Raw genomic sequence first — 13,454 nt, 5'->3', positions numbered from 1 at the left:
ATTTGTATTGGGAAATAGCGGTGATGGTAGAAAAACTCACTGGCTTAGAAGTTATACGGCATAAAATTTAGGAGGAAGCGGTATGATTCAAACAAAAACAATTTTCACAGTGTTTTCACCAGGAACCATCATTTACGGTAGGAACTCGTTTGAAGAAGTCGGAGAATACGCGAAAAAATTAGGAAAAAAAGCACTCATTATTAGTGATCCAATCATGGAAAGTTTAGGTTTTGTAAGACAAACTATTTCTTTGTTAAAAGAACAAGGATTGGAAGCAGTTTCGTATTTGGACGTAAAGTCGGAGCCAGTTGATACGTATGTTACTGAAGGACTTCAAAAACTACAAACTGAAAAGTGTGATGTCATTATTTCAGTTGGTGGAGGGAGTTGTATCGATACTGCAAAAGCAATTGCAGTTGTAGCAACGAATGGGGGATATATTGGCGAGTATATGAACATGAAAAAAATTGCTGAAATACCTCCAATTCCGCATATTGCCATCCCGACAACTGCAGGTACAGGCTCTGAGGCAACAGACGCAACCGTGATCACAAACACAACAAATGATGTCAAAATGATGATCAAGCAACCTGCATTTTTGCCAAACATAGCAATTGTTGATCCAGTTCTAACACTTACATCTCCACCATCTATCACCGCTGCTACTGGAATTGATGCGTTAAGTCATGCCATAGAAAGTTATTTATCCCGCTTAGCACATCCCTATTCGAATGTACTCGCACTCTCAGCGATTGACCTAATTGTTAATAATTTATTGAAGGTATATGAAAATGGGGATGATCTTGATGCACGTGAGGCGATGTCAATTGGTTCATTGCAAGCAGGGGTGTCATTCTCCAATGCATCGGTAGCCTTAGTTCATGGAATGTCCCGTCCAATTGGTGCACTCTTTCATGTGCCACATGGCATTTCCAATGCGATGCTACTACCTGCAGTTTTAGAGTATTCAAAAGAAGCATGTGTGGATCGATTAGCTGATATTGGAGAATTCTTCGATAAAGATAGAAAGCAATTATCACCAGAAGAGCTCGCGGATTTAGTGATTGTTTCAGTTAAGCAAATGTGCAAAAAAATGGAGATTGGAAACTTAAAAGAATGGGGTATTGAAAAAGAGGCCTTTTATGCAGCGATTCCTAAAATGGCTGTTGATGCATTAGCAAGTGGTAGCCCAGCCAATAATCCAAAAGTGCCAACACAGGAAGAACTAATAGAGCTTTATAAAATTGTATATGAGTATGATTTCACATCATAATAGCTTTTAATATAAGAAAAAAACTGTCGATTTCTCATTACAAGAGGAGTGTGACAGTTTTTTAGATTACTAATGCAAAAAAAGAGACGAGTGAAGCAAAAAAAGTACGAGATCAGCAAAAAACAATTAAATTGCTTTCAAAACACACCTCTATTCTTCTTTTTTGATCATAAGGTCTCTAAAAATCCTGTTAAATCACGAACTACCAGCATCAATGGCTCTCCATTTACTTCAAGAGCAATAGAAGTTAAATAGGTATCTTAATAGATTAAAAAAATTAACCATTTCTTGTTGACAAATATACCTACTGGGGTATATAGTAGTCAATGTAAATGAATTCATTGTTTTGGAGGGTGACGCAGAACAGAATTAAAAAATGATGCCTGAGTTCCTTTAGTTAAATGATGGATAGAAAAATTATTAAAGTATATTTTTTTAAGCAATTTAATACCTATAGAGGTATAGGTATTAAACGGAATAGCAAAATAATGCTAATAATGAAGCAAATTAAATGATGTACTTTAAACATACAACAGTATCCTAAGTATATTTAGTACTTATTAGGAGGTAATAAGGATGAAAGAAATTTCAACAACAGAAGTTCAACAACGTTTAGAAGCTGGCGAACAATTGAATTTAATTGATGTTCGTGAAGTGGCAGAAGTGCAATCAGGCCATATTCCTGGTATTGTCAATATTCCACTTGGCTTATTAGAATTCCGTATGCATGAGCTTGATCGAAACAAACCTTATATTATGGTGTGTCGTTCAAGTGCACGCAGTGGTCAAGCAACTGCCTTTTTGGAAAGCCAAGGTTATGATGTGGCCAACATGGTAGGCGGAATGCTTTCATGGGAAGGCGCTGTAGAATAGGTTTTTTTATCAATTTTAATACCCCTTGTGGTATTTGGAGGCTGTTAAATGTTACAAGCAGATAAACACTTAGATGCAAAAGGGCTTTCTTGCCCAATGCCAATCGTAAAAACTAAAAAAGCAATGGCTGATTTAGTGGATGGCCAAATTTTAGAAGTTCAAGCAACTGATAAAGGTTCTAAAGCTGACTTAGCAGCTTGGGCTGAAACAGTAGGCCATCAATATATTGGAACAACTGAAGAAGATGGAGTGTTATATCACTACATTCGTAAATGCTCTGATGATACAGTTGTTGAAAAAACATTTGAACCAACTATTGAGCTTGAAGAAATTACAAAACGTGATGGTCTTATTTTAGATGTGCGAGAAGCAGCTGAATATGCTTTTGGTCACATTGAAGGTGCAGTATCCATTCCAATGGGTGAGTTAGATGCACGTTTAGGTGAACTTGATCGATCAAAAGAAATTTATGTAATTTGCCGAACAGGAAAACGTAGTGATTTAGCTGCTACTAAATTGGTGAAAGCAGGTTTTACAAAAGTATATAACGTTTTACCAGGAATGACTTCTTGGAAAGGCGATTTGAAAAAAGAGATTTAATTTTTCTTGAGTACTTATTAATAATTCATTTAATGGGAGGATATTTATTATGTCAAACAAAGTAGCAATTATCGCAGCAAATGGTGGTCTTTTCGATGCTTATAAGGTATTCAATATTGCCACTGCTGCTGCAGCATCAGATAAAGAGGTAGCGATTTTCTTTACTTTTGAAGGTTTAAATTTAATTCATAAAGAAGCGATGAAAAACTTACCAATGCCAGCTGGCAAAGAAATGATGGCAGAAGGATTTGCAAAAGCAAACGTACCATCTATTCCAGAACTTGTTGAAATGGCACAAGATCTTGGTGTTAAATTCATCGGCTGCCAAATGACAATGGATGTAATGGGACTTACAAAAGAAGATTTCATTGATGGAATCGAAGTGGGTGGCGCTGTAACATTCTTAGAATTTGCAAAAGATGCAGCACCATCTTTATCATTCTAATTGAGCGTCGAATAGTAAATGTAATTGGTGAAGAGGTCTATACTTCTTCACCAAAAAAATCAATTTTAATATACCTATGGGGGTAATTTTGAATGACAGTAACAAAATGGACTGCAGCACAAGTTGCAAGAAAAGTAATTGAAAATAAAGAGTTATTTATAGTAGATGTTCGTAACCATGATGCTTTTGAAGATTGGAAAATTGAAGGACACAAATTTGAATATCTAAACATTCCATATTTCGAATTATTAGATGGTGTTGAAGAGTTAGTACCTCAACTTCCAAAAGACAAAGAAATTTTAGTCGTTTGTGCTAAAGAAGGTTCTTCAATGATGGTTGCAGAAATGCTATCTGACGAAGGCATGGATGTTGCTTATCTTGAAGGTGGTATGAAGTCTTGGAGCATGTACCTTGAACCAATTAAAGTAGCGGATTTAAATGGCGGAGAGCTATATCAATTTGTTCGACTTGGTAAAGGTTGTCTATCTTATATGGTGATTTCAGAAGGTGAAGCAGCACTGATCGATGCAGTACGTTTTACAGATGTATTTACAAACTTTGCGAAAGAAAAAGACGTTGAAATTAAACATGTATTTGACACACACTTACATGCAGACCATATTTCTGGAGGACGTCATATTGCAGCGCAAGTAGGTGCAACATACTACTTACCACCAAAAGATGCAACAGAAGTTGTCTATGATTATACGCCTCTTGAAGATGGTTTAACTGTTCAAATTGGTCTTGCAAAAATTGATGTTAATGCATTGTACTCACCAGGACATACAATTGGTTCTACTTCATTTATCGTAGACAACCAATATCTTTTAACAGGTGATATCTTATTCATCGATTCAATCGGTCGTCCAGATCTAGCAGGTCTTGCAGAAGATTGGGTAGGGGATTTACGTACTACTTTGTACAAACGCTATCGCGAACTAGCAGAAGATTTAATCGTGTTACCAGCACATTTTATGATTATCGATGAATTAAATGAAGATGGAACAGTATCCAAACGTTTAGGAGATTTATTTGCAGAAAACCATGGTTTAAATATTGAGGATGAAGAAGAGTTTCGTCATACTGTAACTGATAATCTTCCACCACAACCAAATGCATACCAACAAATTCGTCAAGTCAATATGGGAAAAATCACCCCAGATCAAGATGAACAAACCGAAATGGAAATTGGACCAAATCGTTGTGCTGTTCGTTAAGTTTAAGTAAAGAATATTATATAGATATAGCAAATGAGAAAGGAAAGATATAAGATATGAATATAACCAAAACCTTAGACGCAAAAGGATTTGCTTGTCCAATGCCAGTCGTGAGAACAAAAAAAGCAATGGATCAATTGAATACAGGTGACATTTTAGAAGTGTTTGTGACAGATAAAGGTTCTTTAAATGATATTCCTGCATGGGCAAAATCTTGTGGTCATGAAATCGTAAAACAAACACAAGAATCAGATGTGATTACTTTTTATATTCAAAAAGGTTAATCAATAGTAGTCCAAAAAGATAATTGAAATATTGATCTTTCATTAGTGAAAAAATTGCTCTTCCCCTTTTTTGTGAAGAAGAGCAATTTTCTTTGGATTTTATTAAAAGTTGATCTGCGTTTCTAGTGTAATCCTGAGCTATTTGCGTGAAGCTTGAGGGTACCCGTATGAAACGTAGTAAGGTGTTACTAGTATTCATATGTTTGCTTCATGATGAAGAATTAGTGGTGGACATGAAAAAGTTTGATCATGAAAATCCAACTATTTTCCCTATTTCAGTAGCCTAAAATGTAGTGAAGGTTGAGGCTCAACACACGCAAAATATCCCTATTTATCGCCATTAACAACAGATTAGCACCACAAAAAATTACTGTTTTTCAATGGTGAAGAGATTTTAAAAACTTTTTGGACAGCACCTTTTCATTGAAGGAAGGAAAATTATGAGTTTATCATTAATCATTGTCCTATTTTGCATAGGCTTAATAGGTTCATTTATTTCAGGAATGCTTGGAATTGGTGGAGCCATTATAAAATTTCCAATGCTTTTATACATCCCAGCAGCATTTGGAGTAGCGTCTTTTACTTCCCATGAAGTTTCAGGGATAACAGCAGTAGAAATATTAGTGACCTCCATTTCAGGAGTACTCGCATTTCGCAAAGGAAACTACTTAAATCTTTCTTTAATCGCAACAATGGGTATTTCCGTATTAGTAGGTAGTTTGATAGGTAGTTTTGCTTCAAGTGGTTTTAGCGAAGAACAAGTAAATATCGTTTATGGGGTATTTGCGATTTTGGCAGCTATCTTAATGCTAGTACCAAGGAAACAAGTGCCAGAAAGTGAAGATAAAGTAGCATTCAACAAACCTCTAGCAGCCATTTTAGCACTTATTGTGGGCATTGGATCAGGTGTAGTCGGTGCTGGTGGGGGATTCTTACTCGTTCCTATTATGCTAGTTATATTGAAAATTCCAACGCGTATGACGGTGGCATCAAGTCTAGCCATCACCTTTATTTCTTCCATTGGAGGATCTATCGGGAAAATTACAACGGGCCAAGTCGAATGGTTACCAGTGCTTATCTTAGCGATTGCAAGTACAATTGCAGCCCCACTTGGTGCAAAAGCTGCTAAGAAAATGAACACTAAAGTACTACAAGTGTTACTTTCAATATTAATTGTTGCAACAGCTATTAAAATTTGGATAGATATTTTAATGTAGATTAAGATGTTTGGTGAAAAAGAGAAGTAGGGATGAGCAAATAGCTTATCCTTACTTTTTTTGAATAAAAGATCAGGTCAATAGGATTTTTTAAATTTAACACCATAATGCTTCTAAAAAACTATGTATATTTTAATCATAAAATCACTCATCCTAGAGAATGTTTTGACCAGTATAGGTAATAATTTAAAACGTCCAATAAACAATATACAATCTGTTATTAATGACTATTTTTTTCTTTTAGAAGTTGATTTATTTTATAGCCAATAATAGATAGGATAATAAGTATATATAATATTATATAAGCTAATTCTATTCCTGATTTTACGAACAAATTAATACCGAAAATAGACAACAATATATACATAAATATATCAAAAATAGTATTCTTTCTATACAACTTCATTTCATTCATCTCTATTCTTCAAAAATTCTTTAAATCATCTATTTCAATAAGATTATAGAAAAAGTAAAAAAAAGTAAAGGTTTCAGATCTTTTGCGAAAATGAAAAGATTTTTTTAGAGCTAATGGGAAAAATGCTCCTAATAATATAGTGGGGTTAAGCAGAGCCTAGTTTTTCGTGGTTATATGATTTTTTTATTGCCATAGCCATTAAAAGTTTTTTTGTTTTTTGAAATATAGAATAGCCCCAACAGAAAAGATAGGGATGTTGGAAATCCTCCTCAAAACGCTTTGTAAAGACCACAAAGCTCCAATCCCTGATCCATGGAATTAGAGCTTTTGTACAGTATTATCCTCTATCTATTTAAATAGCCATATTTGTTTGAAGGAAAATCTGCTCCAAGTTTGTTCACTTGAGATTTGGCCTCTTTGATTAAAGTTTGTGCTTTTGCTTTTGTATCCGCATCTAAATGTTTAAATTTTCCATAATGCTTTGGAAAGGAAACACCAAGAGCTTTCAATTGTTTCTCGGCTTCTTCTTTTGTTAAGGATCCGTCTTTAACGTTTTTCATGATTTCTTTCACTTTCGCCTTTGTTTTATCGTCTAACTTCGAAAACATTTCTGCTCTTGGATGTTTAGGGAAGGATATACCAAGAGCTTTCAATTGTTTTTCGGCATCTTCTTTCGTTAAGGATCCGTCTTTTACTTTTTTCATGATTTCTTTTACTTTCGTTTTTGTTTTGTCATCTAACTTTGAAAACATTTCTGCTTTTGGATGTTTGGGAAAGGATATACCAAGAGCTTTCAGTTGTTTTTCGGCTTCCTCTTTTGTTAGGGAGCCATCTTTTACTTTTTTCATAATTTCTTTCACTTTTGCCTTTGTTTGATCATCTAGTTTATTAAATGCTTCGCAATTTGCGTGATGCTTTGGGACAGGCGCACCTATTTTTGCTAAATCAGCATCTAATTTGTTTAAAATTTCATCCACTTTTTGCTGTGTTTTAGGATTTAGCGTTGATTGATGTTCTGAAGCTGTTTGATTTTGCTCAGCAGCTGAAACAATTGTTGGTGAAAACATATTACTCATAATTCCCAAAGATAAAGCACAAGTTAGGGAAAAGCTTAATAATTTTTTTGGTTTGCTCATTTTTCATCTACTCCTAAAAATTTATTTCTATAGTAAAAAAAGGTTTTTTCTATAGAATATTTGTATATAACTATTTTTTAATCCAGCTACCTTTTTCCAATAGTAAGATTGATTTTATATTGCCCAGTTTTTGAAAAATTAAAAGTATTGAATTGATTCAATTTACATTTTTATCTGAGTCAGTTTCATAATTCAAAGTTTTGATATAAAATACGAACATTAAAAGATTAAATTGTTGTGCAATATCTTTTAGGATATTGTCTAAGGAGCGGAAGATAGCGAGTCCTCGAAAATGCATTCGCATTTTCTTCGTGCGGTGCGAATTCAAGGAAGCTTATTCAATGTCCTGTGGGGAAGCGAGACAAGTGAGACCCCGCAGGTAGCGTAAGCGGACGAGGAGGCTCACTGATCGCCCACGGAAAGCGCCATCTGGAGCGGCCTATTCAGTAAATAGTATAGTTGAAGTGTAATCCGAATTATTGGATCGTATATTTAAATAGCATTCGTGTTTTACGACTAGAATAGTATTTATGAAATTGATTCATCTATGTAATATTTGTTCTAATAGGGAGAAGGATTAAAAAAAATAACCCACCTTACGCTCAGGTGGATTACAAACATAATAGGTAATTGAGTTCTAAAAACACTAATGATAAAATGTATTTTATCTTGTATACCGATTTGCATAATGGGAGGCCACAAATGCATCTGGCTTAATCTTCGGCTCAACACCGATTGATTCTATTCTAGACACCATTTCATTTACAAATTCTCTTGTTTTGTTACGTTTTCCAGCCCCAATATCAATATGCCCTTCCATTGAGAAGGATGAACCTTCATATATAAATGGAAGGATTATATCAATTAACTGTTTTTTCTTTTCTTCCGTAAACATTGAGACGATTTCTTCCGTAAAAGAGAGTTCTAGTGAAATACGTTCATGTAAATGTAACATTTTCCTGGGTACAATCACTTTTCTAATACATGCCCACACACCTTTATTTTCACGTAAAATGACAATACCCGTGATAAATACAGTGCAATCTTTATGAACTTGTGAGTCTGTCCCGACAATTAAGCGATAATTACCTCTTGGATTTAACATCATAAAGTCAACGATATGATTAAATACGTCTTCAAAAGACATATTTTTTTCTTGGAGATTTTGAAAAGGATCGTATCGAAATGAATTTCCCATATTCACCGCTTCTTTCCTTGAAAGGGTTATATACTACAGTATATCCATGTTTATTTTATTTGTTGAAGAAGAAATGACTTGAGTATCGCTCTAAATTGTTTGATAATTAAGAATATATTTTATATAGGAGATGTAAAAATGACCATAAATATGGAACAAAATGAAAAATCAAACCTAGAAAATAATAGATATGTAAATCGAGCAAGGCTGTTAGTAAAATGTTCGGATAAACCTGGAATTGTATCGGCATTATCTACATTTTTACATCAATATGATGCCAATATTATCGAATCCAATCAGTTTTCTACTGACCCAGAGAAGGGTATGTTTTTTATTCGTATTGAATATTATTCAGACAACTTACCATTAAAAGCAAAACAAATGGAAAAAGAGTTTGAAAAAATTGCCACAGAGTATCAGATGGAATACCATTTTTACTATCGGAATATTCGCCAACGTTCTGCAATTTTTGTATCAAAGGAGACACATTGTTTGTTAGAGCTTTTATGGGAATGGCAAAATGGCGATTTAGAAACGGATATTGCACTTGTTATTAGTAATCATGAAACAGCACGCTCAATGGTTGAGGCATTAGGCATTCCATTCTATTACATTCCTGCTAATAAGGATATTCGCCAGCAAGTGGAAAAAGAACAAATTCGCTTAGTGGAAGAATATCAGGTCGATGTGCTGATCTTAGCACGATACATGCAAATTTTAACACCAGACTTTGTCAATCATTTTAAAAACCGCATTATTAACATTCATCATTCATTCTTACCAGCATTTATCGGAGCAGGTCCATATGAACGTGCATTTGCACGTGGAGTGAAGCTTATTGGCGCAACTTCACATTATGTAACCAATGATTTGGATGAAGGACCTATTATTGAACAAGACGTAGAGCGAGTAGACCATCGTGATGATGCTGAACAGCTGAAGAAAATTGGTCGTCAAATTGAACGTCGTGTCCTTGTAAAAGCTGTTAAATGGCATTTAGAAAACCGCATTATTGTGGAAGGAAATAAGACGATTGTATTTCAATAAGTAATAATGTAGTACAAATTGAATTGGCAAATGAGAGGAGGATTATAACACATTTAATCCTCCTTCAAAATGTAATGACTTTCGTGAAAAAAGTTGGTTCTAGCAAATCGATATGGAAGAATTGGTTCAATCCACGAATCTGACAACTTAAGTCCTCAATCTGGATTTATGATTATTAACCGTGGAGAGCTCTGTATATAGGGGAATCCGATCTAACTAATGAAAAAACAAGTGATAAAACGTTCGTAAATAAGTTCAAAATTAAATTAAGAAATGAACTCAAATGTATGAATAAAAGTCAAATGGAGGCATGAAATGTTTTCGTACAAAGTAGATAAGGAGATAGAGATTGAGTTATTATAGCAACACCATAAAGAGGGGTTATTTCAATTAGTGGATAAAAATAGAAATCATTTGAAAAAATGGTTACTAATGATTGATAAAAGGAAATCAGCAGAGGATTTTGAAACGATCATACCAATATGGATCACTAATTATGCTAATAATGATGGTTTTGATGCTGGAATCCGTTATAATGGAGAACTTGTGGGTATGATTGGGCTACACTATATTGACTGGAAGAACAAGGCAACTAGTATAGGGTATTTTTTGTCTGAGGATGCTCAAGGCAAAGGAATTATTACGAAGAGTGTAAAAGCACTAGTAAAGTATCTTTTTGAAAAAATAGGTATACATAGAATCGAAATACAGTGTGCAGCTAATAATCAGAAAAGTATCTCAATCCCTTTAAGATTGGGATTTATACAAGAAGGTATAAAGCGTAGTGGACAATGGTTGTATGATCACTATGAAGACTTAATCACTTTTAGTCTTTTAAAGAGTGACACTCAAGTGGGTTCATTTCATTAAAGGAAAAAATAGTTCTCAATAGGGTAAAAGTGCAACTGTTCAATATGAGCAGTTGCATTTTTTCTTTTTACAGTAGGAATTTTACATAATGAGTGATACATATAGATGTCATACAATAGTAGGGATTATATTCTGCAATAGGGTCAAATTACTTTTATGGTATTATGTGGTTATCTATTAGGGAGGAGATAGATAAAATCTCCTTATTAAAAAAATTACAAAAGGCAGAATCTTTATGATTCTGCCTTAGTTAAATGTGCAACATCTTAATAAATTGCTTGCTATTTAGTTCTTTTGTAGATTGATTTTTGATTTTTAATAAAATCAACTGGGTAGATCTGTTAGATATTTTTATTAATTCGCAAAGCGTTCTTTGGTGATAGGGGTGAATTGAAGAACCATAACACCCAAAAATTGCATCACAATCTTAATGATGATTTGGCCTAAAATCGCCATCCAAACAGCATCCCATGGAACAAATCCTGCACCAAGTGGAGACAATCCGACGATGACGAAAATCGTAGAATCTAGGATCCCCCCAACAACACCACTATATAAAATTCTCATACTGATGGACGCTTTTATTCTAGAGTATATTTCAGTATCAGAAGTCTCAGATACTGCAAAGCTTACTGCACTGGCGAAGACAATCCATAATGTATCACCTAATAAATAACTAGAAATAGCAGATAGTAGTAAAGCAAGTCCGATAAATAGATACGTTTTTTTCTTGCCATATTTATTTTGTACAAGATCTCGTAAAATGAAAGTAGCTCCGATTAGGAATGAGCCATAAGGTATAATAAATATCCCAAGTATAAGTGGGGCAAAATTTGCTGTGATAACATTTGCTAGAACAATTGCTAAGAGATATAAGAAAATTCTCATTGAAAAAGACTCCTTTGAAATAGTGAATTTTTATTAAACGTTAATCTATATTAGTGGGTTTGAGGAACCTCACTAAAGGAAGTTTCATTTGATTATGTAACTTTCTTTTCACTATTTAAACAATCCATATCTCTCACTCCTTCCATATTTCTAAAAATAAGAAGGAACCTAGCAAAATAAAAAAACTATATCCTAAAGATATAGTAATCCCTAGTTTTTTATAGAGGGTTGGTCTAGTACCTCTCTTACATTTAGTAAATAATTATTTTGTTCAAAAGCTATTTTATCATATTATATGTGGAATTGTAGATTTTTTTTAAATTTTTAACTTTTCTACGATGACCGCTTATTTGATGCAAAGTTTATGATTGATTGATGGTCCATTATACAAGAGGACTTTTTTATTAATTCACGAAGCAATTATTTCATCAGCACCTTTCTTTTCTTCTGTTTTCTCTTGTTTATCTGGGAATAGAAGGCTGAATACAATTCCCAATAATGCGGCTATGAAAAAAGTAGTAAAGCGTGAACTTATGATATTTTCCAGAGGTGTTGAAATCCAAATAACTGTACTAACAAAGCCAGTAATAATAGTGGCAATAACACCAATACCTGAGTAACGTTTCCATATAAATGTAAGAATAATAGCAGGTGATAGGGTGCAACCAACACCAGCCCAAGCCCAGCTAACCACTAGGTACACAAGTGATTTTGATGTTAAGGCAATCATTAAACCTACTAATCCTGCAACAACAATCGTAATCCTTGAAATTTTCACAAGTTGCTTTTCTGTTAGTGTTTTGCCTAGTGCTTTATTGACAATATCTTCACTAACCGAACTTGTCATGACTAAAAGTTGAGAATCAGCAGTAGAGATAATGGCAGCAAGAATCCCTGAAAGTAATAGTCCAGAAATCCAAGGGGGAAGAAGATCAAGAGCCATAAAGGGAAGCACTGTTTCAACATCTGTAAATGGCTGATCTTGATAAAGTGTAATAGCCGTTATCCCAATTAAGAAGGCACCAGAATAAGCCAATATCGTCCAAACGATGGCAACAATACTACCAGTATTTGCTTCTTTCTTGTTTTTCAATGCCATAAATCGAGAACTTAGTTGAGGTTGCCCTCCAAGAAAACCAAAGAACCAAGCAAAATTATTGAATAATAATAAACCTAAGGCAAAACCTGTAACACCGCCTGTCCATGAGCTAATCTCGGAGCCAGAAGTACTTAATGCATGACTGATGGATAAATCACTTGTATAAATATGATATAGTGCAACTATAGGTAGGACTACTAATGTAGTAAGCATCATTAAGCTTTGGATCATGTCTGTCCACGCAACGCTCACAAATCCACCTGCGTACGACAAGAGAATAACGATGACAATACTTAAAATCATACCGACCGTTGTATGAATACCGAATACCGTAAAGAGAGTTTTGCCTGCTCCCGCAATTTGTGCTCCAAAATAGAACATCATAAAACTAAAGATTAAAATAGTAGCGATCCATAAAATGATCTTCCCATGGGTTGGAAATCTTTTTGCTAAATAACCTGGAAGCGTCATCACCTGATATTTTTCTGCATCTTGCATAAATCTTTTCGCTAAAAATAGCCATGAAAATACGATACCAAGAGCAATACCAATAGCCACCCATATTCCAGATAATCCTGTTGAATAGACAAATCCTGTATATCCAAGAAGTAGCCAAGCAGATTCACCTGTTGCTCGTTCAGAAAAAGCTAACACCCATCCTGGTATTTTCTTGCCACCTAATAGAAAATCAGAATGTCCCATATCCCTTCGGCTAAAGAAATACCCAATTCCTAACATAAATACACAGTAGAGGATAAATTCAACTAAAACAATCGTATTCAATCGATCATCTCCTTATTATCCTGCATTTACAGGCACTAAGATTCATCCCGAAGAATGTGAGGAGGCTAAAAAAGCTAGACTTCTTTTTTTCGGTAAATTCAAGAAGATA

The 13,454-nt window shown here is 34.3% G+C and carries 12 protein-coding genes, 1 pseudogene and 1 riboswitch; of the genes and pseudogenes, 9 read left to right on the top strand and 4 right to left on the bottom strand.

The window, feature by feature from the left end; genetic code table 11:
* Positions 1 to 82 precede the first annotated feature (82 nt).
* The 7 genes from CEF14_RS06740 to CEF14_RS06705 all read left to right on the top strand — a co-directional run bounded on the left by CEF14_RS06740 (position 83) and on the right by CEF14_RS06705 (position 5,909).
* On the top strand, positions 83 to 1,273 hold the full coding sequence (locus CEF14_RS06740; RefSeq protein WP_102692145.1) for an iron-containing alcohol dehydrogenase: 1,191 nt from the start codon (positions 83 to 85) through the stop codon (positions 1,271 to 1,273).
* Positions 1,274 to 1,849: 576 nt separating this feature from the next.
* Positions 1,850 to 2,146, top strand: a complete 297-nt coding sequence (locus CEF14_RS06730; protein ID WP_102692143.1) for a rhodanese-like domain-containing protein — start codon at positions 1,850 to 1,852, stop codon at positions 2,144 to 2,146.
* Between the two features lie 48 nt (positions 2,147 to 2,194).
* A complete protein-coding gene (locus CEF14_RS06725; RefSeq protein ID WP_102692142.1) occupies positions 2,195 to 2,746 on the top strand; it encodes a sulfurtransferase TusA family protein in 552 nt (183 codons plus the stop codon).
* 49 nt (positions 2,747 to 2,795) lie between these two features.
* The gene (locus CEF14_RS06720; protein ID WP_102692141.1) at positions 2,796 to 3,191 is read left to right on the top strand and encodes a DsrE/DsrF/DrsH-like family protein; all 396 of its coding nucleotides are present in this window, start codon (positions 2,796 to 2,798) and stop codon (positions 3,189 to 3,191) included.
* A 92-nt stretch (positions 3,192 to 3,283) separates the two neighbouring features.
* Positions 3,284 to 4,408, top strand: a complete 1,125-nt coding sequence (locus tag CEF14_RS06715; protein WP_102692140.1) for an MBL fold metallo-hydrolase — start codon at positions 3,284 to 3,286, stop codon at positions 4,406 to 4,408.
* A gap of 56 nt (positions 4,409 to 4,464) precedes the next feature.
* A complete protein-coding gene (locus tag CEF14_RS06710; protein ID WP_102692139.1) occupies positions 4,465 to 4,692 on the top strand; it encodes a sulfurtransferase TusA family protein in 228 nt (75 codons plus the stop codon).
* 440 nt (positions 4,693 to 5,132) lie between these two features.
* Positions 5,133 to 5,909 (top strand): sulfite exporter TauE/SafE family protein, encoded by a 777-nt coding sequence (locus CEF14_RS06705; protein WP_102692138.1) that lies wholly within the window; start codon positions 5,133 to 5,135, stop codon positions 5,907 to 5,909.
* A gap of 759 nt (positions 5,910 to 6,668) precedes the next feature.
* Here CEF14_RS06705 and CEF14_RS06700 read toward each other — a convergent pair.
* Together CEF14_RS06700 and CEF14_RS06695 are read right to left on the bottom strand one after the other, a co-directional pair.
* Positions 6,669 to 7,460, bottom strand: a complete 792-nt coding sequence (locus tag CEF14_RS06700; RefSeq protein WP_102692137.1) for a hypothetical protein — start codon at positions 7,458 to 7,460, stop codon at positions 6,669 to 6,671.
* 664 nt (positions 7,461 to 8,124) lie between these two features.
* Positions 8,125 to 8,658 carry a ribonuclease H-like YkuK family protein gene (locus CEF14_RS06695; RefSeq protein WP_170061463.1) on the bottom strand — a complete coding sequence of 178 codons (534 nt, stop codon included), beginning with the start codon at positions 8,656 to 8,658 and terminating at the stop codon, positions 8,125 to 8,127.
* A 138-nt stretch (positions 8,659 to 8,796) separates the two neighbouring features.
* Between CEF14_RS06695 and purU the strand changes: the two genes are divergently transcribed.
* On the top strand, positions 8,797 to 9,705 hold the full coding sequence (gene purU, locus CEF14_RS06690) for a formyltetrahydrofolate deformylase (protein WP_245890073.1): 909 nt from the start codon (positions 8,797 to 8,799) through the stop codon (positions 9,703 to 9,705).
* Between the two features lie 315 nt (positions 9,706 to 10,020).
* Positions 10,021 to 10,575, top strand: a pseudogene (locus tag CEF14_RS06685) (GNAT family N-acetyltransferase).
* 354 nt (positions 10,576 to 10,929) lie between these two features.
* Here CEF14_RS06685 and CEF14_RS06680 read toward each other — a convergent pair.
* Together CEF14_RS06680 and CEF14_RS06675 are read right to left on the bottom strand one after the other, a co-directional pair.
* A complete protein-coding gene (locus CEF14_RS06680) occupies positions 10,930 to 11,463 on the bottom strand; it encodes a VUT family protein (protein ID WP_102692136.1) in 534 nt (177 codons plus the stop codon).
* A 204-nt stretch (positions 11,464 to 11,667) separates the two neighbouring features.
* Positions 11,668 to 11,712: riboswitch (PreQ1 riboswitch) on the bottom strand.
* 160 nt (positions 11,713 to 11,872) lie between these two features.
* Entirely contained in the window at positions 11,873 to 13,345 is a 1,473-nt protein-coding gene (locus CEF14_RS06675; RefSeq protein WP_102692135.1) for a sodium/proline symporter, read from the bottom strand.
* Positions 13,346 to 13,454: the final 109 nt, after the last annotated feature.

The organism is Rummeliibacillus pycnus (assembly GCF_002884495.1).
In the GTDB taxonomy this organism is placed as follows: domain Bacteria; phylum Bacillota; class Bacilli; order Bacillales_A; family Planococcaceae; genus Rummeliibacillus; species Rummeliibacillus pycnus.
Note: the sequence above shows the minus strand (reverse complement) of the source record. Positions and strands in the feature narration are given on the sequence as shown.

Excerpts from the sequence above, each read along its gene's own strand:
- CEF14_RS06740 (WP_102692145.1), top strand. The coding sequence starts at position 83 with ATGATTCAAACAAAAACAATTTTCACAGTGTTTTCACCAGGAACCATC.
- CEF14_RS06730 (WP_102692143.1), top strand. The coding sequence starts at position 1,850 with ATGAAAGAAATTTCAACAACAGAAGTTCAACAACGTTTAGAAGCTGGC.
- CEF14_RS06725 (WP_102692142.1), top strand. The coding sequence starts at position 2,195 with ATGTTACAAGCAGATAAACACTTAGATGCAAAAGGGCTTTCTTGCCCA.
- CEF14_RS06720 (WP_102692141.1), top strand. The coding sequence starts at position 2,796 with ATGTCAAACAAAGTAGCAATTATCGCAGCAAATGGTGGTCTTTTCGAT.
- CEF14_RS06715 (WP_102692140.1), top strand. The coding sequence starts at position 3,284 with ATGACAGTAACAAAATGGACTGCAGCACAAGTTGCAAGAAAAGTAATT.
- CEF14_RS06710 (WP_102692139.1), top strand. The coding sequence starts at position 4,465 with ATGAATATAACCAAAACCTTAGACGCAAAAGGATTTGCTTGTCCAATG.
- CEF14_RS06705 (WP_102692138.1), top strand. The coding sequence starts at position 5,133 with ATGAGTTTATCATTAATCATTGTCCTATTTTGCATAGGCTTAATAGGT.
- CEF14_RS06700 (WP_102692137.1), bottom strand. The coding sequence starts at position 7,460 with ATGAGCAAACCAAAAAAATTATTAAGCTTTTCCCTAACTTGTGCTTTA.
- CEF14_RS06695 (WP_170061463.1), bottom strand. The coding sequence starts at position 8,658 with ATGGGAAATTCATTTCGATACGATCCTTTTCAAAATCTCCAAGAAAAA.
- purU (WP_245890073.1), top strand. The coding sequence starts at position 8,797 with ATGACCATAAATATGGAACAAAATGAAAAATCAAACCTAGAAAATAAT.
- CEF14_RS06680 (WP_102692136.1), bottom strand. The coding sequence starts at position 11,463 with ATGAGAATTTTCTTATATCTCTTAGCAATTGTTCTAGCAAATGTTATC.